The 18,414-nt window shown below is 48.3% G+C and carries 19 protein-coding genes and 1 pseudogene; 17 read left to right on the top strand and 3 right to left on the bottom strand.

Features of this window, described 5'->3' with window-relative positions:
• Positions 1–110 precede the first annotated feature (110 nt).
• The 8 genes from NAL19_RS13770 to NAL19_RS13735 all read left to right on the top strand — a co-directional run bounded on the left by NAL19_RS13770 (position 111) and on the right by NAL19_RS13735 (position 9,205).
• A complete protein-coding gene (locus tag NAL19_RS13770) occupies positions 111–1,796 on the top strand; it encodes a methyl-accepting chemotaxis protein (protein ID WP_225085095.1) in 1,686 nt (561 codons plus the stop codon).
• 514 nt (positions 1,797–2,310) lie between these two features.
• Entirely contained in the window at positions 2,311–3,183 is an 873-nt protein-coding gene (cheR, locus tag NAL19_RS13765; RefSeq protein ID WP_198998679.1) for a protein-glutamate O-methyltransferase CheR, read from the top strand.
• Entirely contained in the window at positions 3,183–4,235 is a 1,053-nt protein-coding gene (locus tag NAL19_RS13760) for a chemotaxis response regulator protein-glutamate methylesterase (protein WP_180742564.1), read from the top strand. Before cheR ends, NAL19_RS13760 begins: the two co-directional genes overlap by 1 nt.
• A gap of 38 nt (positions 4,236–4,273) precedes the next feature.
• Positions 4,274–4,663 carry a chemotaxis response regulator CheY gene (cheY, locus tag NAL19_RS13755; RefSeq protein ID WP_005970714.1) on the top strand — a complete coding sequence of 130 codons (390 nt, stop codon included), beginning with the start codon at positions 4,274–4,276 and terminating at the stop codon, positions 4,661–4,663.
• A gap of 9 nt (positions 4,664–4,672) precedes the next feature.
• Complete coding sequence (gene cheZ / locus NAL19_RS13750) at positions 4,673–5,317, top strand: protein phosphatase CheZ (protein ID WP_225085094.1); 645 nt, start codon at positions 4,673–4,675, stop codon at positions 5,315–5,317.
• A 243-nt stretch (positions 5,318–5,560) separates the two neighbouring features.
• Positions 5,561–6,712 carry a flagellar biosynthesis protein FlhB gene (flhB, locus tag NAL19_RS13745; protein ID WP_225085093.1) on the top strand — a complete coding sequence of 384 codons (1,152 nt, stop codon included), beginning with the start codon at positions 5,561–5,563 and terminating at the stop codon, positions 6,710–6,712.
• Positions 6,705–8,789: a flagellar biosynthesis protein FlhA gene (gene flhA / locus NAL19_RS13740; protein ID WP_225085092.1), complete on the top strand. Its 2,085-nt coding sequence runs from the start codon at positions 6,705–6,707 to the stop codon at positions 8,787–8,789. The genes flhB and flhA overlap by 8 nt, the downstream gene beginning before the upstream one ends.
• A 53-nt stretch (positions 8,790–8,842) precedes the next feature.
• Positions 8,843–9,205 carry a flagellar protein FlhE gene (locus tag NAL19_RS13735; protein ID WP_225088182.1) on the top strand — a complete coding sequence of 121 codons (363 nt, stop codon included), beginning with the start codon at positions 8,843–8,845 and terminating at the stop codon, positions 9,203–9,205.
• Between the two features lie 60 nt (positions 9,206–9,265).
• On the opposite strand, the gene NAL19_RS13730 is transcribed toward NAL19_RS13735, so the two are convergent.
• The 3 genes from NAL19_RS13730 to flgA all read right to left on the bottom strand — a co-directional run bounded on the left by NAL19_RS13730 (position 9,266) and on the right by flgA (position 10,813).
• Positions 9,266–9,700 carry a flagella synthesis protein FlgN gene (locus NAL19_RS13730; RefSeq protein WP_225085091.1) on the bottom strand — a complete coding sequence of 145 codons (435 nt, stop codon included), beginning with the start codon at positions 9,698–9,700 and terminating at the stop codon, positions 9,266–9,268.
• A 5-nt stretch (positions 9,701–9,705) separates the two neighbouring features.
• Positions 9,706–10,002, bottom strand: coding sequence for a flagellar biosynthesis anti-sigma factor FlgM (flgM, locus tag NAL19_RS13725; protein ID WP_225085090.1), 297 nt, complete (start codon positions 10,000–10,002; stop codon positions 9,706–9,708).
• 142 nt (positions 10,003–10,144) lie between these two features.
• A complete protein-coding gene (gene flgA / locus NAL19_RS13720; RefSeq protein WP_263057641.1) occupies positions 10,145–10,813 on the bottom strand; it encodes a flagellar basal body P-ring formation chaperone FlgA in 669 nt (222 codons plus the stop codon).
• 165 nt (positions 10,814–10,978) lie between these two features.
• Between flgA and flgB the strand changes: the two genes are divergently transcribed.
• From flgB to flgJ, 9 genes and pseudogenes are all read left to right on the top strand, one after another.
• Positions 10,979–11,395, top strand: a complete 417-nt coding sequence (flgB, locus tag NAL19_RS13715) for a flagellar basal body rod protein FlgB (protein WP_039298683.1) — start codon at positions 10,979–10,981, stop codon at positions 11,393–11,395.
• A 28-nt stretch (positions 11,396–11,423) separates the two neighbouring features.
• A complete protein-coding gene (gene flgC, locus NAL19_RS13710; protein WP_039347429.1) occupies positions 11,424–11,828 on the top strand; it encodes a flagellar basal body rod protein FlgC in 405 nt (134 codons plus the stop codon).
• A gap of 15 nt (positions 11,829–11,843) precedes the next feature.
• Complete coding sequence (gene flgD / locus NAL19_RS13705) at positions 11,844–12,524, top strand: flagellar hook assembly protein FlgD (RefSeq protein WP_225085088.1); 681 nt, start codon at positions 11,844–11,846, stop codon at positions 12,522–12,524.
• A gap of 75 nt (positions 12,525–12,599) precedes the next feature.
• Positions 12,600–13,802, top strand: coding sequence for a flagellar hook protein FlgE (gene flgE / locus NAL19_RS13700; RefSeq protein ID WP_263057640.1), 1,203 nt, complete (start codon positions 12,600–12,602; stop codon positions 13,800–13,802).
• 21 nt (positions 13,803–13,823) lie between these two features.
• Positions 13,824–14,579 (top strand): flagellar basal body rod protein FlgF, encoded by a 756-nt coding sequence (locus NAL19_RS13695; RefSeq protein WP_010301656.1) that lies wholly within the window; start codon positions 13,824–13,826, stop codon positions 14,577–14,579.
• A gap of 27 nt (positions 14,580–14,606) precedes the next feature.
• Positions 14,607–15,389 (top strand): flagellar basal-body rod protein FlgG, encoded by a 783-nt coding sequence (gene flgG / locus NAL19_RS13690; RefSeq protein WP_039359858.1) that lies wholly within the window; start codon positions 14,607–14,609, stop codon positions 15,387–15,389.
• A gap of 180 nt (positions 15,390–15,569) precedes the next feature.
• Positions 15,570–16,282, top strand: a pseudogene (locus tag NAL19_RS13685) (flagellar basal body L-ring protein FlgH).
• Positions 16,283–16,298: 16 nt separating this feature from the next.
• Entirely contained in the window at positions 16,299–17,408 is a 1,110-nt protein-coding gene (locus NAL19_RS13680; RefSeq protein WP_225085085.1) for a flagellar basal body P-ring protein FlgI, read from the top strand.
• Entirely contained in the window at positions 17,408–18,370 is a 963-nt protein-coding gene (gene flgJ / locus NAL19_RS13675) for a flagellar assembly peptidoglycan hydrolase FlgJ (protein WP_225085084.1), read from the top strand. The genes NAL19_RS13680 and flgJ overlap by 1 nt, the downstream gene beginning before the upstream one ends.
• Positions 18,371–18,414 lie beyond the last annotated feature (44 nt).

The raw sequence follows: 18,414 nt of genomic DNA, 5'->3' as shown, positions 1-18,414 counted from the left end.
AGTGGCCCCGAAAACCTTCCTTAGCCGTATCCTTGTCTGTTCAGAAATTCGTAAAGATATCCAAAATAATGCCGATATCATCGGTGGTTGGTCTACTCAAAAGGCGTTATATGTTTAACCGTATAAAAGTTGTCACAGGTTTGATGCTTGTACTGGTGTTGTTTGGAGCTCTGCAACTTATTTCTGGTGGTTTATTCTTCAGTGCATTAAAAAATGATAAGGATATCTTCAGCTCAACGCAGGTGATTAACCAGAAGCGTTCAGAGCTAGATTCTGCATGGTCATATTTATTACAGACCCGCAATACACTTAACCGCGCGGGTACGCGTTTTGCGCTCGATGCAAGCGGTACGGGAGCCGGTGTGGGCGGGAAAGAGCTTTTGGCTTCGGCCCAAAAGCAACTGTCCGTCGCTAACGATTTTTTCTCCCGCTATGAAAACGTGCCACAAGACGCTCGTCAGAATGAAAGTATCGCTCGGGAAGTAAAAGAGAATTATGTGGCTCTTAATGGGGCGTTAACCGAATTAATTCAGTTTTTGAATGCAGGGGAATTTAAAAAATTTATTGAGCAACCAACACAGCGTTTTCAGGATAATTTTGAAAAAGCGTATTATGCCTATAAAGCTGAAAGCGATAAGCTTTATCAGGCTGGCATAGCGAAAAACGATGAAGCTTACGACTCTGCGCTCTGGATCCTTGGTTTCATTATCGTGCTGGTTTTCGCGTTAGCTCTGATTTCCTGGATTGGTATTCAACAACTATTAATCAGGCCGCTAAATAATATTGTTGAACACATTCGTCACATTGCGAAAGGTGATTTGACAAAAACAACTCACTTTCACAGCAGCAATGAAATGGGGATTCTGGCTGACAGTATTCGCCATATGCAAAGTGAGTTTGTTGCAACGGTTAGCGCGGTTCGACAGGGGGCCGATGCGATTTATACCGGTGCAACAGAAATTAGCGCCGGAAATAACGATCTTTCTTCGCGTACAGAGCAGCAGGCAGCCTCGCTGGAAGAAACCGCAGCCAGTATGGAACAGTTGACCGCAACCGTTAAACAGAATGCGGAAAATGCTCGTCAGGCCAGTCAGTTGGCGCTGAGTGCATCAGAAACGGCGCAGAAGGGCGGCAAGGTCGTCGATAATGTTGTCAAAACCATGCACAATATCGCTGGAAGTTCGCAAAAAATTGCCGATATTACTAGTGTGATTGATGGTATTGCTTTCCAAACCAACATTCTTGCACTGAACGCGGCAGTTGAGGCGGCCAGAGCAGGGGAACAAGGCCGTGGGTTTGCGGTTGTTGCGGGCGAAGTGCGTAGTTTGGCACAGCGTAGTGCTCAGGCTGCGAAAGAAATTAAAAGTCTGATTGAAGATTCTGTCAGCCGAGTCGATGAAGGTTCTGTACTGGTTGAGAGTGCCGGCGAGACGATGGGAGAAATCGTCAGTGCGGTCACTCGTGTAACAGATATCATGGGCGAAATTGCCTCAGCTTCAGATGAGCAAAGTAAAGGTATCGATCAGGTTGGTCAGGCTGTGACTGAAATGGATCGCGTAACGCAACAAAACGCCTCCTTGGTTGAAGAGTCTGCGGCCGCAGCGGTTGCTCTGGAAGAGCAGGTTAAAGTGCTGAATCAGGCTGTTGCTGTATTCCGTCTGTCTGAAGAGGCGGGGTCTTTTAGAAGAACGACACCAGTAACGACGGGCCAAAAGCCTGTATTACTGGCGCCATCAGCAAATGGCGGTAAGAAAGCGAAAGAAGGTTCATCCAATGATAATTGGGAAACATTCTGATAAAAACCGTCGTATAGGCTATAAATAACCAAGCTGTAGGCGTGTTACTGAGCCCATCCCCAGCCACTTATGTATTAAGGTGGCTGGGTGATTGTTTACTCGGCATAATTTGAAAAACGAATATGCGAGTAATTTATCGCTGCGTGTCTGGGTTTGTAAGCGATATCGCTCATGGTAATTTGACGCAGGATAATTCATGGTATTGTTCAATCTGTAACTTATGTTATGGATATGATGGGGTGAGGCTGGCTTTGGTATTAAAGCCAAAGAATAAAGCAGGTAGCACAGCTGTGATGAGAGGGAAATGCCACCCGACAGCATGTGGCTTTGGTAGAACGAACACGCTAACCGGCTCTGCTTGCAGAACGTGTAGAGCGTATTACCAATACAGTGTCAGTTTTAATCGCCATGCGATGAGCAATTGACGAATGACAATAAAAAACCTGCGTTAGCTGTAAAGGAAAGTTCAGATTGAAAAAAACCATAGCAAAAAACACTATTCGAGCGGTTTGATATGAAAAGTACACCATCGCAAAATCGCCCTGAATCTGCCTCTATTCTGACGCAGATGGTTGATCGCTTGCCGTTGTCGGACACGCATTTCCGGCGAATCAGCCAATTAATATATCAGCGTGCCGGTATTGTCCTGGCCGATCACAAACGCGAAATGGTTTATAACCGTTTAGTTAGACGCCTCCGTTTGCTTGGAATCAATGATTTCGGTCAGTATTTAGCCCTATTGGAGTCAGATCCTAACAGTGCAGAATGGCAGGCTTTTGTTAATGCCTTAACCACTAACCTAACGGCGTTTTTCCGTGAAGCGCATCATTTTCCTATCTTGGCGGAGCATGCCAGAAAACGTCCAAATGGTTACACTATCTGGAGTACGGCGGCTTCAACAGGGGAAGAGCCTTATTCGCTGGCGATGACGCTTGCAGAAGTCTTAGGTAATAAAGCGAGTGGATGCCAGGTATGGGCCAGTGATATTGATACCCAGGTATTAGAAAAGGCAACGACTGGCATCTATCGTCAGGAAGAGTTGCGCTCTCTTTCTCCACAGCAGCTACAGCGATTCTTTTTACGCGGTACTGGGCCACATAGTGGTTTGGTGCGCGTTCGTCCTGAGCTTGCGTCAATGGTACATTTCCAACAACTAAATCTGCTCGCGCCTGATTGGTCTGTTCCCGCGCCATTCGATGCTATTTTTTGTCGTAATGTAATGATTTATTTCGATAAAGAAACTCAGGAGCGTATTCTCCGTCGATTCGTCCCGATGCTTAAACCGGGGGGATTGTTATTTGCCGGGCATTCAGAGAATTTCAGCCAGATCAGTCGCGAATTCTATTTGCGTGGGCAAACTGTATACGGGCTGGCTAAGGAAAGATAATGAGCAAGATAAGAGTATTATGCGTTGATGATTCTGCCCTCATGCGTCAGATCATGACTGAAATAATTAATAGCCATTCCGATATGGAAGTTGTCGCGACTGCGCCAGATCCATTAGTTGCTCGTGATTTGATTAAAAAATTCAACCCTCAGGTGTTAACGCTGGATGTTGAAATGCCACGTATGGATGGGTTGGATTTTCTTGAGAAGCTTATGCGTTTGCGCCCGATGCCGGTTGTCATGGTGTCGTCCCTGACGGGAAAAGGGTCGGAAATTACGTTGCGCGCTTTGGAGCTTGGTGCGATTGATTTTGTCACCAAACCTCAGTTAGGCATTCGTGAGGGGATGCTGGCGTATAGCGAGCTGATTGCGGAAAAAATTCGCATGGCAGCGAAGGCGCGTTTGCCGCAGCGTAGTACCGCAGCAGAGCCAACAAAAATTATTCAGCATATGCCGCTACTCAGTAGTGAGAAATTGATCGCGATTGGCGCATCAACGGGGGGAACGGAAGCGATACGGCATGTATTACAGCCTCTGCCGCCGACAAGCCCTGCATTACTTATTACACAGCATATGCCGCCAGGCTTTACGAAGTCTTTCGCTGAGCGGCTGAATAAGCTGTGTCAGATTACGGTGAAAGAAGCAGAAGACGGGGAACGTGTTCTTCCTGGTCATGCCTACATTGCGCCGGGGGCTCGCCATCTTGAACTGGCGCGTAGCGGAGCAAACTATCAGGTACGTTTAAATGATGGACCTCCCGTTAATCGGCATCGTCCATCAGTCGATGTGTTATTCCGTTCGGTTGCACAATACGCCGGGCGAAATGCCGTAGGGGTAATCCTTACTGGAATGGGCAATGATGGGGCGGCCGGCATGTTGGAACTCCATCAGGCTGGTGCTTATACTCTGGCCCAAAATGAAGCAAGTTGTGTGGTTTTCGGGATGCCACGTGAAGCGATTGCTATGGGTGGCGTTGATGAAGTGGTGGATTTGCACCAGGTGAGCCAGCGCATGTTGGCACAAATCTCTGCCGGACAGGCATTACGTATATAAGCAGCTCTCGGTGAGCAATAAATATTTTAGGAGTAGGTATGGCCGATAAAGAACTCAGATTTCTGGTAGTGGATGATTTTTCGACGATGCGCCGAATTGTCCGTAACCTGCTGAAGGAACTGGGCTTTAATAACGTAGAAGAGGCAGAAGATGGTGCTGATGCGCTAAACAAGCTTCGCGCTAGTGCTTTTGATTTCGTCATTTCTGACTGGAATATGCCCAACATGGATGGACTGGAGCTGCTCCAGACTATTCGTGCTGACGGTGCACTTTCCAGCCTTCCCGTGCTGATGGTAACGGCGGAAGCGAAGAAAGAGAACATTATCGCTGCAGCACAAGCGGGTGCTAGCGGCTATGTAGTTAAACCATTTACTGCAGCTACCCTTGAAGAAAAACTGAATAAGATTTTCGAAAAATTGGGTATGTAAGGGGATCTTATGACGCCACATATGCCGTCCGTGAACGATACTGCTTCAGCAACCGAGATCATTTCGCGTATTGGCCAATTGACTCGTATGCTGCGCGACAGCTTGAAAGAGCTGGGGCTGGATAATGCGATAGCAGAAGCAGCAGAAGCTATTCCTGATGCCCGTGATCGTCTTGACTATGTTGTCCAGATGACTGCGCAAGCGGCAGAGCGTGCGCTGAGCTGCGTAGAGGCTGCACAGCCACGTCAAAACCAACTAGAAGCTGATGCTAAGTCTCTGAAAGTTCGTTGGGATGAATGGTTTGAGAATCCAATCGAGCTGGCTGATGCGCGTGAATTAGTGACGGATACGCGTAGCTATCTTGAAGATGTACCACAGCATACCTCATTTACCAACGCTCAACTGTTGGAAATTATGATGGCGCAGGATTTCCAGGACCTTACCGGTCAGGTCATCAAGCGTATGATGGATGTTGTCCAGGAGATTGAAAAACAACTGCTGATGGTGTTGCTGGAAAATATCCCAGAAAAACCAGATGCACCTAAGCGTGCAAATGATGGCCTGTTGAATGGGCCACAGTTGGATAAAGGTGCAGCAGGTATTGTTGCCAATCAGGATCAGGTTGATGACCTTCTGGATAGCCTTGGGTTCTAATGCATCCTGCTTCATGAAAGGGAGTGATTCCCTTTCATGAAAAAGGATGAACATCGTCGCCCAGTTATTTATGGCCAGTATCTATGGCCATAAATAGCTAAATCCGTTTTTTCCCGCCTTGTTATCCGTACTATTCGTTAAAGAAGCGTTGGTTTTTCTCGTTGTTCCAGCCATAAAACTTTTCCATATTTGTCATGCTAGGCAGCAAATTCCTATCCTGAAAGTCGTAACAGGAACGCCATAGTGGCAGATGATAGCGATCTAGAAAAAACAGAAGCCCCCACTCCCCAAAAGGAGGAAAAGGCGCGTGAAGAAGGCCAGATCCCACGATCTCGAGAGCTGACTTCTGTTCTGATGATGGTCGCGGGCTTGGCTATTTTATGGATAGGTGGTGATGCGATGGCTGGTCGGTTGGCCAGAATTGTCTCACAGTCGTTAAATTTTGATTACGCAACGATTGGCGATGATACCCAAATGCTACGGCATGTTGGTTCATTATTACGTCAGGCAGTATCGGCGTTAATGCCTATTATGCTTGGGGCTGTGTTGGTTGCACTCTCTGCGCCTTTGCTGCTCGGTGGGGTGCTATTTAGTACCAAATCATTAAAAGTTGACTTCAAAAAATTAGATCCTATTTCTGGGCTGAAGCGATTGTTTTCTGCTCAATCACTGGCTGAGCTCTTTAAAGCAATATTAAAATCAGTCATGGTTGGGGTCATTAGTACTTTGTTCTTGATTCATAACTGGCCAAAAATATTGCATTTAATATCCGAATCGCCGATTGCGGCGTTAGGTGATGCCTTAGAGTTGGCAGTAATGTGTGGCTTTCTCATCATCATGGGTCTGATTCCCATGGTCGCTTTTGATGTGTTTTGGCAGGTTTGGAGCCACATCAAAAAGTTACGGATGAGCAAGCAGGAAATTCGTGATGAACACAAGCAGAGTGAAGGCGATCCTCATGTTAAAGGTCGTATTCGTCAGCAACAGAGGGCGATAGCCCAACGCAGAATGATGGCTGATGTTCCTAAGGCTGATGTGATAGTCACTAACCCGACACATTATGCGGTAGCATTACGTTATGATGAGAAAAAAATGAATGCACCGAAAGTATTGGCTAAAGGTGCAGGTGAGATCGCATTGCGTATTCGTGAGTTGGGGGCCGAGCATCGTGTCCCTATTTTAGAAGCGCCACCGTTGGCGCGTGCGCTATTTCGTCATTCAGAGGTCGGGCAGCACATTCCGGCTGCGTTATATGCTGCTGTCGCAGAAGTCTTAGCTTGGGTTTATCAACTGAAACGCTGGAAGCGGGAAGGTGGATTAATTCCTAGAAAACCGAAACATTTACCAGTGCCTGATGCGCTGGATTTTGCTAAAGAGAATACTACTGATGGCTAATTTGGCCTCTTTGCTTCGTTTACCGAGTAATATGAAAGGTACCCAATGGCAAATATTAGCCGGACCTATACTGATCCTGCTGATACTTTCCATGATGGTATTGCCGCTGCCGCCATTTATCTTGGATCTGCTTTTTACCTTTAACATCGCACTATCCATCATGGTATTGCTGGTTGCGATGTTCACGCAGCGGACGCTGGAATTTGCTGCATTCCCTACTATCCTGCTGTTTTCTACATTGCTGCGTTTGTCACTCAACGTTGCATCTACCCGTATTATTTTACTGGAAGGCCATACAGGCACCGCTGCTGCTGGTAAGGTCGTTGAAGCATTTGGCCACTTTCTGGTTGGTGGGAATTTCGCCATCGGTATTGTGGTCTTTATCATTCTTGTCTTAATCAACTTCATGGTTATCACCAAAGGTGCCGGGCGTATTGCTGAAGTAGGCGCTCGTTTTGTGCTGGACGGTATGCCAGGTAAACAGATGGCGATCGATGCCGATCTTAATGCTGGGATCATTGGTGAAGAAGAGGCGAAAAAACGCCGTGCTGAGGTGACTCAGGAATCAGATTTTTACGGTTCAATGGATGGTGCCAGTAAGTTCGTGCGCGGCGATGCTGTCGCTGGACTGATTATCATGGTCATCAATATTGTGGGTGGGTTGATCGTCGGTGTTGTACAGCACAACATGCCAGTAGGTCAGGCAGCGGAAAGCTATACGTTGCTTACCATCGGTGACGGCCTGGTTGCCCAGATTCCTGCTCTGATTATTTCTACCGCTGCGGGTGTTATTGTAACTCGTGTGAGTACCGATCAGGATGTTGGCGAGCAGATGGTCACTCAGTTGTTCAACAACCCGCGAGTTATGGTGTTGAGTGCGGCTGTGATCGGGCTTATTGGGCTGGTTCCCGGAATGCCTAATTTTGTCTTTCTATTATTCACGGCATCTTTGTTAGGGCTTGCCTGGTGGATGCGTGGTGAACAACAAAAAGAACCTGTGATACAGCCGATGCCAGCAGCGATGGAAAAACATCAGGTCATTGAAGCCAGTTGGTCTGACGTACAGCTTGAAGACCCGCTGGGCATGGAAGTGGGTTATCGTTTGATTCCAATGGTTGACGCACAACAAGATGGCGAGCTACTGGGTAGGATTCGTAGTATCAGGAAGAAATTTGCTCAGGAGATGGGGTATTTACCGCCAGTGGTCCATATCCGGGATAATTTAGAGCTTCAGCCTGCCAGCTATCGCATATTGATGAAAGGGGTTGAGGTTGGAAGCGGTGAGGCACATCCTGGACGTTGGATGGCAATCAATCCGGGTAACGCGGTTGGTTCGTTATCTGGAGACATCACGCAGGATCCTGCGTTTGGGCTGCCAGCAGTCTGGATTGATAATGCCCTGAAAGAACAAGCTCAAGCACAAGGCTTCACGGTCGTAGAGGCAAGCACGGTGGTGGCAACACACCTGAACCATTTAATTGCATTACATGCCAGTGAGCTGTTTGGCAGACAAGAAGCTCAGCAGTTAATGGAACGTGTTGCGCAAGAAATGCCAAAATTGACCGAAGATTTTATTCCTGGCGTGGTGACGCTAACAACGTTGCACAAAGTCTTGCAAAATCTGCTCAGTGAGAGAGTTTCTATCAGGGATATGCGCACTATCATGGAGACATTGGCTGAACATGCGCCAGTGCAGCCAGATCCTTATGAACTCACTACGGTAGTCAGGGTTGCTCTGGGACGTGCTATCACTCAGCAGTGGTTTCCGGGAGACAGCGAACTTCAGGTTATCGGCCTAGAAGGATCGCTGGAACGTCTTCTGTTGCAGGCGCTGCAGGGAGGCGGTGGTCTCGAGCCTGGGCTTGCCGATCGCCTGCTGGAACAGGCAAAACAAGCGCTACAGCGGCAGGAAATGCTTGGGGCTCCACCAGTTCTGCTGGTGAACCATGCTTTGCGTGCTTTGCTTGCCCGCTTCCTGCATCGTAGCCTGCCAAACATGGCCGTGCTTTCTAATCTGGAAATCAGCGATCATCGTCAGATCCGTATGACATCGATTATAGGGGAAGCTCAGAAGTGAGGACGGTGATACGCTTTCTGTCTGTAACTGTGTTGGCACTTCCGCTCTGTGCTATGGCGACGCCGGGTAGCTGGAACGGAAGTATGGCCGGAATAAAACTGGATTACCGTGGTGAAATGGTGACGACGTCGGCTTTTTCTCCGAACATCGCCCTTAAGCCAGAAGAAACCATTACGACAATATATTGGCGGCATCTTATTGATTCAGAGATACCGACAGGGCTTGTGGTTAAGCTTTGTTCACAAACGCCGCAGCGCTGTGTTGATTTAGGCGGAAGTGGTGACGGACAGACTCAGGCATTTGAGGGCCTGGCGGCTAACAATGAGTTTCGTTTTGTCTACTATATTGCAGGGAATGGACGTATTAACCGTACGTTCAGCGTCCGTAAGATAGATATTGCGGTAAACTACAAGTAGCTATTTTTAAATGAATTTCTGTTTTAGTAATGAAAAGTCTCCGCTGAAATGCAGAGACTTTTAGAACGTGATTTTTCTACCGCCTACTGTTACGCCTTTCGACTGGCCATCAGGACCATATAGTCCCTGATGACGGGGCTTCAGTATATTTATCGCTTCATTGGTATAGGCAATATGCCGATTCAGCAGGAGCCCGTTGTGCTTATTCTGATCGTTCAGACGTCTGGTTAACTCTTGTATCTGCTGCCAGTAAGCAGACAGCTTTTCAATGCCATCATAAGGTGCTTGCAGTTTAAGTGTTGATTCAGTTTGATGACGTCGTGTTTCCAGATGCTGCATAGTAGCCAGCAAGGAGGTTTTATTCTCTGTCACTTGTTGCAGAGCGATACTATTAATATGCCCCGCGCAAAGCAATGTTTGCTCGTCAGACATGACTGCATCAAGCTCACGCAGGTTGTGCAGCAGTTGCTCCAGAATCGATTGCAGATTTTCCATAAGTGTTAATTACCAGCTAAAAAATCCTGCGTTTCTTTTAACAATGCATCCGCGATTTTTCCGGCATCGATTTTAAGTGAACCATCACGAATGGCTTGCTTCAGCGTTTCAACACGGTTCATGTCGATATCCTGCGTACCTGGCTGCATTAATTTTGCCTGCGCATCACTCAATTTTACCTGTGTGGCGCTGACTTCAGACTGTGCTTCAGCCTGTTTAAGTTTAGTTTTAGCGATATCGCCAGATTCGCGTTGTTGCACTTGACTGACCGGCTTCAGTGACTGGGTGCGTTCAATACTCATAATACATCCCTCTGATTTGAGGATAAATAGTTAATCATCAATGTGTTGAAGGATTTTTCATCACATTGGTGTTCAATTTTAAAACGTCGTCAGTAATGACTCTGTAACTATCATCGGCAAACGTGAGCAAATCTTTAATTAATTACTGTGAGATCAGAATAATCCCATCGTCGTTCGCAATTCCGCTGATTATTTGTCCATTTGCCGTTCTGACTCTGACTGCCTGCCCAGTTGCCGCGTTGTTCATGGCTTTTCCTTCGCCATTAATCGTGAAACCTTCTCCCTGAGCGATAATCTGCACTGACTGACCTGCTTTAACGACCCAGGCGCGTCTGATCATAGAAGCTGTAATAGCCTGACCCGGAGTGAGATCGCGTAGAAGGACTGCACCCTGTGCGCCCTGTAACGTCAGTATAGGGCGCAACGGTAATAAATCGAGTCTGCCTTTTGTCAAACGAATGTCTTTTTCCGTCAGTGTTGTCCCGCGGTTTATCGGCCGGGAACTGGTGACATAACTCCCCGTGACCTGCACTTCGGTTTGAATGAAGCGGCGTTGTTGCCCACAACGTACGGACAGGCTCACATTACCCCACATTTTCGTATTCCCGGGTAACGTAATTTGGGGCGCTTCGCACTGTGGCCACTGTGACTCTGGCGATTTTATCACAACGTTAACGGTGTTTGGGCTTCCCTGAAAGCGTGAGGCAAAGAATTGGTTAATTTGTGCCGGAAGGTCGTTTGCATTGACAGGAGCACACAGGGTGAAAAAACAGGACGCCGCCAGACAGAGAGAATAATATATTGTTTTCATTCCAGTTCAGCGCTCCTGATTCCGATTATGTCGGGCAATAAGTGTAACGATGTCAGCGCAAGGTTAAGGCAATAAATAGCGCTGCATTTGGTGTCTATTCGTCCGATGGCATAGCCATAATGAGAATTATCCTACCCACTCCAAATTCTAACTTGCGGAGGGAGCATGCTTGATAAATTAGACGCCTCGTTGCGGTTCCAGCAGGAAGCGTTGAACTTGCGTGCCCAGCGGCAGGAAATTCTGGCCGCGAATATTGCTAATGCGGATACACCAGGCTATCAAGCCAGGGATATCGATTTTGCCAGCCAGCTCAGTAAAACGATGGAGCAAGGGCGGGTGAACGGCACAGGTATCGCGCTGAAAACCACATCTGTACGGCATATACCGGCACAGAATTTTCAGCCGCCGGAACTTGATTTGCTCTATCGTGTGCCGGATCAGCCTGCATTGGATGGTAATACGGTCGATATGGACCGGGAACGTACTAATTTTGCCGATAATAGCCTGAAATATCAAACCAACCTGACCGTTCTGGGTGGGCAGATTAAAGGTATGATGTCGGTCTTGCAATCAGGTTCATGATCGTAGCGCGATGAGAAGGTAAAGATTCATGTCGTTATTAAATATATTCGAAATTTCAGGCTCAGCGCTTTCTGCGCAATCTCAGCGTCTGAATGTGAGCGCCAGCAACCTGGCTAACGCAGACAGCGTCACGGGTCCTGATGGCGAACCTTATCGTGCCAAGCAGGTTGTATTCGAAGTGAATGCGGCCCCAGGCCAGTCAACTGGCGGTGTGCGCGTTGCTAATGTTATTGAAGACCCATCACCTGCACGTCTGGTTTACGAACCAGGCAACCCGCTTGCTGATGGACAGGGATACGTTCGCATGCCGAATGTTAACCCAGTGGCTGAGATGGTAAATACCATTTCTGCATCACGCAGCTATCAGGCAAACGTCGAAGTCTTGAATACGACAAAATCGATGATGCTGAAGACGTTAACGATCGGGCAATAATCGGGAGACGAAATAATGTCTGTAACCATTAATGATACTTCCTCGGCAACAAAAACACAGAGTACATCGAGTACTACCTCATCTGTTGGCACTACTAGCAGCGCTGCCGACCTACAGAATCAGTTTCTGACCCTCCTGGTGGCACAGTTGAAAAATCAGGACCCGACGAACCCAATGAGCAACGATCAGCTTGTCAGCCAGCTTGCCCAGCTCAATACGGTGAGTGGTATTGAAAAATTGAATACCACCCTAGGTTCTATTTCTGGTCAAATCAATAACAACCAATCTATGCAGGCGACAACGCTGATTGGCCACAGTGTCATGATCCCAGGAAAAGACATTCTCGTGGGTAAAGAAACCAGCACACCGTTTGGCGTGGAACTGGAGAAAGCTGCAGAAGTGGTTACCGTCACTATTAATGATGCGACAGGTAAAGCCGTTCGTACAATCGAGCTGGGGACGCTTTCGGCTGGCGTTCACTCATTTAACTGGGATAGTAAACTTTCTGATGGCACGGTTGCGCCTGATGGGGCCTATACCTTCACTGTCGCTGCTAGCACGGGCGGCGCACAGCAAGTTGTTCAGCCATTGAGCTATGCGGTGGTAAATAGTGTCGTTCGCGGCGAGAGTGGTGCATTGCTGGATTTAGGACTACGTGGCAGGGCCACCATGGACGATGTCAGGCAGATTCTGTAACGCTATAAATTTCACAGTATTCCGGTGAAACGCATTACCGAGAATATGACTTAATCAATTCATCTGGAGAACGACATGGGTTTTTCTCAGGCGGTCAGTGGCTTAAACGCGGCATCTAATAACCTGGATGTTATCGGTAATAACATCGCTAACTCAGCAACAGTGGGTTTTAAATCCGGTACTGTCACATTTGCCGATATGTTTGCAGGTTCTAAAGTGGGTATGGGTGTTAAGGTTGCATCGGTATTGCAAGATTTCGGCAATGGTACCGTAACTTCCTCTTCACGAGATCTGGATATCGCGATCAGCGGCGGCGGTTTTTACCGTCTGCAAGATACTAATGGTTCCATCTATTACAGCCGTAATGGTCAGTTTATGCTGAACGGTCGTAATATCGTTAACGCTCAGGGGATGCAATTAACTGGGTATCCGACTGCGGGAACGCCGCCAGTTGTTCAAACGGGTGCCGACCCAGTACCGTTGACTGTTCCCGATGGTGACATGCTGGCGAGCCAAACAACAACGGCGTCAATTGTTGCTAACCTGAAATCTTCAGATTCGGTTCCAACGAGCGCCTGGGCCACAACGCCTGGTGCGGAAGGTACGTATAATAGTAAAACGGCGCTGACAACCTATGACAGTCAGGGTAACGTGCACAACTTTACCCTGTACTTTGTCAAAACGGCGGATAATACCTGGCAAACCTATGCCAAGGATGACTCTGTTAGTCCTGCTAATTATCAAAACGCAGGAACGTTGAACTTTGCTTCTAATGGGGCGTTAACAGGGCATACGCCTTTCAACATCACCCTCACAGGGACCAATGGTGCGGCGAATGGGCAGTTTAGGCTTAATTTGACTGGCAGCGTGCAGCAAAATACCGAATATAGCTATAAGAGCCCAACCCAGAACGGTTACGCCCCAGGATCGCTGACTGGTTTTGCTATCAATGATGATGGCACGATCGAAGGTAGCTATAGCAACGGTCAGAAACAGGCGTTGGGTCAGATCCTGCTGGCTAGTTTTGCCAACCCAGAGGGTTTGTCACCTGAGGGTGATAACGCTTGGTCTGAAACAGCAAGCTCTGGTCAGGCGGTGGTTGGTCTGGCTGGCTCTGGGAGCCTGGGTAAGCTGATCGGCAAATCCACCGAAAGTTCGAACGTTGACTTAAGTAAAGAGTTGGTCAACATGATCGTTGCGCAGCGTAACTACCAGTCGAATGCGCAAACCATCAAAACGCAGGATTCCATTCTGCAAACGCTGGTTAGCCTGCGTTAATTATCCTAACGGGGACATTGCATGGATCACGCAATTTATACGGCAATGGGTGGCGCGAGCCAGTCATTGGAAAAACAGGCGATTACTGCGAACAACTTGGCGAACGCCTCAACGCCGGGGTTCCGGGCACAGCTTTCAGCACTGCGCGCTGTACCGGTCAATGGGCTGACATTGCCTACCCGTACGCTGGTTGTTGCTTCAACGCCTGGCGCTGATATGACTGAAGGCGTGATGAATTATACTGGCCGTGCAATGGATGTCGCCTTACCGAAAGAGAGTTGGCTGGCAGTACAAACCGCTAACGGCGGTGAAGCGTACACCCGTAATGGTAATATGGAGATCAACGCTGATGGGCAGTTAACTATCCAGGGGCGTGTAGTGATGGGCGACGGTGGGCCGATTGATATTCCTCCGCAGGCTCAGATCAGTATTTCTCCTGACGGTACAATTTCTGCGCTTAATGCGGGTGATCCGCCAAATACGATTGCCCAATTGGGGCGTTTGAAGCTTGTAAAAGCTACCGGACAAGAAGTTGAGCGGTCCGATGACGGATTATTCCGCTTGACGCAACAGGCTCAGCAACAACGTGGTAATGTTCTGCAAAACGATCCTACCGTACGTATTATGCCGGGTGTAATCGAAGGCAGTAATGTGAACACGGTCGATACTATGGTCGATATGATTGCCAATGCTCGCCGCTTTGAAATGCAGATGAAAGTCATTAGCAGCGTCGACGATAATGCACAACGCGCTAATCAGATATTAGCAATGGGTTAAGCGCCGAGTGCGCACAGGAGTGAATAAATGATCCGTTCTTTGTGGATTGCAAAAACCGGTTTGAATGCTCAGCAAACCAATATGGACGTTATTTCCAATAACTTGGCAAACGTCAGCACCAATGGTTTCAAGCGTCAGCGTGCGGTATTTGAAGACTTGATGTATCAAACAGTTCGTCAGCCTGGCGCTCAATCTTCAGAACAAACGATGCTACCGTCCGGTTTACAGTTAGGCACCGGTGTTCGTCCCGTATCAACAGAGCGTATTCATACTCAAGGGACGTTTTCCGAAACGGGTAACTCTAAAGACGTCGCCATTAAAGGGCAGGGTTTCTTTCAGGTTCAGTTGCCTGACGGTACCACTGCTTATACGCGTGATGGTGCTTTCCAGCTTGATGGTAATGGTCAGTTAGTGACGTCCAGCGGCTATCAGGTTCAGCCTGCAATTACTGTTCCGGCTAATGCGACAGAACTGAATATCGGTCGTGACGGTATTGTCAGCGTTAAACTGCAGGGTCAGGCGGCAACAAACCAGATTGGTCAGTTGACACTGACGACCTTTATTAACGATAGCGGCCTTGAGAGCATGGGTGAAAACCTGTATCTGGAAACTGCCAGCTCTGGTGCGCCGAATGAAACGAACCCTGGTTTGAATGGCGCGGGTCTGCTTTATCAGAAATATGTCGAAACCTCCAACGTCAATGTGGCAGAGGAGTTGGTATCGATGATTCAGACGCAGCGTGCTTACGAAATCAACAGTAAGGCAATTTCTTCTTCTGACCAAATGTTGCAGAAATTGACCCAACTGTAATGGGTAATTCGCTAATTTCAGGAGCGAGGGCGGGTGCTCTTGTTGCCTGATAGTAGCAATGTAGACAGTGTTTAACGGGGTAATGATGACCATAGGTACCCGATGAGTGGGCCGGTATGGTGTTGATTTACCCCGTGAATATGTGAAATAGATTAATTTAAGGCGATATCCGCAGTGATAATGAATGCAAAGTCGGTTATCAAACCACTCCGCCGACACTGTCTGTTGGCATTGATCGCGATGTTAGCACTTAACGGTTGCGCCTATATTCCGCATGATAAAGTTGTCACTGGGCCGACGACTGCCCAGCTGGATCGCCTGTACTGGCCGGACCCAATGGTTCTATTTTCCAAACCGTGCAGCCAATGAATTATGGCTATCAACCGATGTTTGAAGATCGCCGCCCACGTAATGTTGGTGACACACTAACGATCGTGTTGCAGGAAAATGTTAGCGCCAGTAAAAGTTCCTCTGCCAATGCAAGCAGAGATGGTTCGTCCACATTTGGTCTGACTGCGACGCCTCGTTATCTAGAAGGCCCACTCGGCAATAACCGAGCTGCTCTGAATGCCACCGGAACAAACGAATTTACAGGTCAAGGTGGTGCGAATGCGAATAACACGTTCAGTGGCACCATTACGGTTACGGTTGGTCAGGTTCTTGCCAATGGTAACCTGCAAGTTGTTGGCGAAAAACAAATTGCCATTAATCAGGGAACAGAGTTTATCCGCTTCTCAGGTGTTGTTAATCCGAGAACGATTAGCGGCAGCAACTCGGTGCCATCCACTCAGGTTGCAGACGCGCGCATTGAATATGTCGGTAATGGCTATATTAACGAAGCGCAAAACATGGGCTGGTTACAGCGGTTTTTCCTCAATGTTTCTCCGTTCTAAGCTTAAGAGGCCTACCATGCGGATTGCATCATTTTTCACTGTACTGCTGACGTTACTGACGCTGAATATTGCCCCTGTGTCGGCAGAGAGAATTCGCGATCTGGTGAATATCCAGGGCGTACGCGGTAATGCGTTAATTGGTTACGGTTTAGTGGTTGGTCTGGACGGCTCTGGTGACCAGACTATGCAGACGCCGTTTACCACGCAAAGCTTAACTAACATGCTTTCCCAGTTAGGGATTACCGTTCCTGCCGGAACCAACATGCAGTTGAAGAATGTGGCAGCGGTGATGGTAACGGCAGAGCTTCCGCCTTTTGGCAGAACAGGCCAAAATATTGATGTCGTTGTGTCATCACTTGGTAATGCAAAGAGCTTGCGCGGCGGGACGTTGTTAATGACCCCATTAAAAGGGGTTGATAATCAGGTCTATGCCCTTGCTCAAGGTAACGTGTTGGTTGGTGGAGCAGGTGCATCTGCTGGCGGAAGCAGTGTTCAGGTTAACCAGCTTGCCGGCGGTCGAATCAGTAATGGTGCCGTTATCGAGAGAGAGTTGCCAAGCACGTTTGGCACATCGAATACCATCATGCTGCAGTTGAAGAACGACGATTTTTCGATGGCGCAAAAGGTGAGTGATGCGATAAATCGCTCGGGATACGGTGGTTCCGCGAGTCCGTTGGATTCTCGGACTATTCAGGTTCTTGCCCCGAATGGTAACAGCTCTCAGGTTCGCTTTCTGGCCGATATCCAGAATATTGAAGTGAACGTCGGTATTCAGGACGCCAAGGTTATCATCAACTCCCGTACCGGATCTGTTGTAATGAACCGCGATGTGACGCTGGAGAGCTGTGCTATCGCTCAGGGCAACCTTTCTGTGACGATCAACCAGCAAGCCAATGTTAGCCAGCCTAATACGCCATTTGGTGGCGGCCAGACGGTGGTAACGCCTCAAACCGAGATCTCTGTTCAGCAAGCAGGCGGTGCTTTACAGCGAGTCAATTCCAGTGCCAACCTCAACAATGTCGTGCGTGCACTGAATTCCCTGGGTGCGACGCCGATGGAGCTGATGTCTATTCTGCAGGCGATGCAAAGCGCTGGCTGCTTGCGTGCCAAACTGGAAATTATCTAATGAGTGATATACAGACGCTGAATAATGCGGCCTACGATGCGCAGTCCCTGAATACGCTGAAGCGTGAGGTTTCAGGCAATCCTCAAAGTAAAGAGGGTATCAGGGCAGTGGCGCAACAAATGGAAGGCGTGTTTGTCCAATTGATGATGAAAAGTATGCGTTCTGCGATTCCGCAGGATGGGCTCTTCAACAGCGATCAGACGCGTCTGTATACCTCAATGTATGATCAGCAAATTGCCCAAGAGATCTCAACGAAGGGCAAGGGACTGGGGCTGGCGGATGTCATGGTTGAGCAATTAACCCGGCAATCTCCCGATGCTACAGCCGCTAAAGCTCCGGTTCCTTCTGTTCCATTAACATTCGATGGTGATGTGCTAAAAACCATGCCAACTGCGGCAGTGGAGCAGATGGTGCGTAAAGCGTTACCTAAGCTGCCCACTACGGGGTCAGCCTTGCCGTTATCCAATAGTAACTTTGTGTCTCAGATTTCCTTGCCCGCTCAGATTGCCAGCCAGCATAGCGGCATACCTCACCATCTTATTATTGCTCAGGCGGCACTTGAGTCTGGTTGGGGTCAGCGTGAAATTCCTACCGAAGATGGGCGCCCGAGTCACAACTTGTTCGGTATCAAAGCAGGCAGTAGCTGGAATGGGCCGACAACAGAGATTACCACGACAGAGTATGAGCAGGGCGTGGCCAAGAAGGTCAAGGCTAGTTTCCGAGTGTACGATTCCTATATTGAAGCGATTGGTGACTATGTGAAATTGCTCACCAACAACCCACGCTATTCAGCGGTCATGAGTGCCGGAACGGCGGAGCAGGCAGCTCATGCGCTACAAAAAGCAGGTTATGCAACGGACCCGCAATATGCTCAGAAGCTGGTTAGCATGATCCAGCAAATGAAGAATTCAGGTGAGAAAGTGACGAAAGCATATACGCACGATTTGAGCCGCCTATTTTGATTTTTTATTCAAGATTTGCGCTGCCTGGCCGATAAAGTAATTAA

The sequence above is a fragment of the Pectobacterium sp. F1-1 genome (genome assembly GCF_025643735.1).
Lineage (GTDB): Bacteria > Pseudomonadota > Gammaproteobacteria > Enterobacterales > Enterobacteriaceae > Pectobacterium > Pectobacterium colocasium.
Note: the sequence above shows the minus strand (reverse complement) of the source record. Positions and strands in the feature narration are given on the sequence as shown.

What these genes read in the sequence shown, in the direction of transcription:
- cheY (WP_005970714.1), top strand. Translation starts at nt 4,274, where the DNA reads ATGGCCGATAAAGAACTCAGATTTCTGGTAGTGGATGATTTTTCGACG.
- cheZ (WP_225085094.1), top strand. Translation starts at nt 4,673, where the DNA reads ATGACGCCACATATGCCGTCCGTGAACGATACTGCTTCAGCAACCGAG.
- NAL19_RS13730 (WP_225085091.1), bottom strand. Translation starts at nt 9,700, where the DNA reads ATGGAAAATCTGCAATCGATTCTGGAGCAACTGCTGCACAACCTGCGT.
- NAL19_RS13735 (WP_225088182.1), top strand. Translation starts at nt 8,843, where the DNA reads ATGGCGACGCCGGGTAGCTGGAACGGAAGTATGGCCGGAATAAAACTG.
- flgJ (WP_225085084.1), top strand. Translation starts at nt 17,408, where the DNA reads ATGAGTGATATACAGACGCTGAATAATGCGGCCTACGATGCGCAGTCC.
- flgD (WP_225085088.1), top strand. Translation starts at nt 11,844, where the DNA reads ATGTCTGTAACCATTAATGATACTTCCTCGGCAACAAAAACACAGAGT.
- NAL19_RS13695 (WP_010301656.1), top strand. Translation starts at nt 13,824, where the DNA reads ATGGATCACGCAATTTATACGGCAATGGGTGGCGCGAGCCAGTCATTG.
- flgB (WP_039298683.1), top strand. Translation starts at nt 10,979, where the DNA reads ATGCTTGATAAATTAGACGCCTCGTTGCGGTTCCAGCAGGAAGCGTTG.
- flgG (WP_039359858.1), top strand. Translation starts at nt 14,607, where the DNA reads ATGATCCGTTCTTTGTGGATTGCAAAAACCGGTTTGAATGCTCAGCAA.
- flgE (WP_263057640.1), top strand. Translation starts at nt 12,600, where the DNA reads ATGGGTTTTTCTCAGGCGGTCAGTGGCTTAAACGCGGCATCTAATAAC.
- NAL19_RS13770 (WP_225085095.1), top strand. Translation starts at nt 111, where the DNA reads ATGTTTAACCGTATAAAAGTTGTCACAGGTTTGATGCTTGTACTGGTG.
- NAL19_RS13680 (WP_225085085.1), top strand. Translation starts at nt 16,299, where the DNA reads ATGCGGATTGCATCATTTTTCACTGTACTGCTGACGTTACTGACGCTG.
- flgM (WP_225085090.1), bottom strand. Translation starts at nt 10,002, where the DNA reads ATGAGTATTGAACGCACCCAGTCACTGAAGCCGGTCAGTCAAGTGCAA.
- cheR (WP_198998679.1), top strand. Translation starts at nt 2,311, where the DNA reads ATGAAAAGTACACCATCGCAAAATCGCCCTGAATCTGCCTCTATTCTG.
- flgA (WP_263057641.1), bottom strand. Translation starts at nt 10,813, where the DNA reads ATGAAAACAATATATTATTCTCTCTGTCTGGCGGCGTCCTGTTTTTTC.
- NAL19_RS13760 (WP_180742564.1), top strand. Translation starts at nt 3,183, where the DNA reads ATGAGCAAGATAAGAGTATTATGCGTTGATGATTCTGCCCTCATGCGT.
- flhA (WP_225085092.1), top strand. Translation starts at nt 6,705, where the DNA reads ATGGCTAATTTGGCCTCTTTGCTTCGTTTACCGAGTAATATGAAAGGT.
- flgC (WP_039347429.1), top strand. Translation starts at nt 11,424, where the DNA reads ATGTCGTTATTAAATATATTCGAAATTTCAGGCTCAGCGCTTTCTGCG.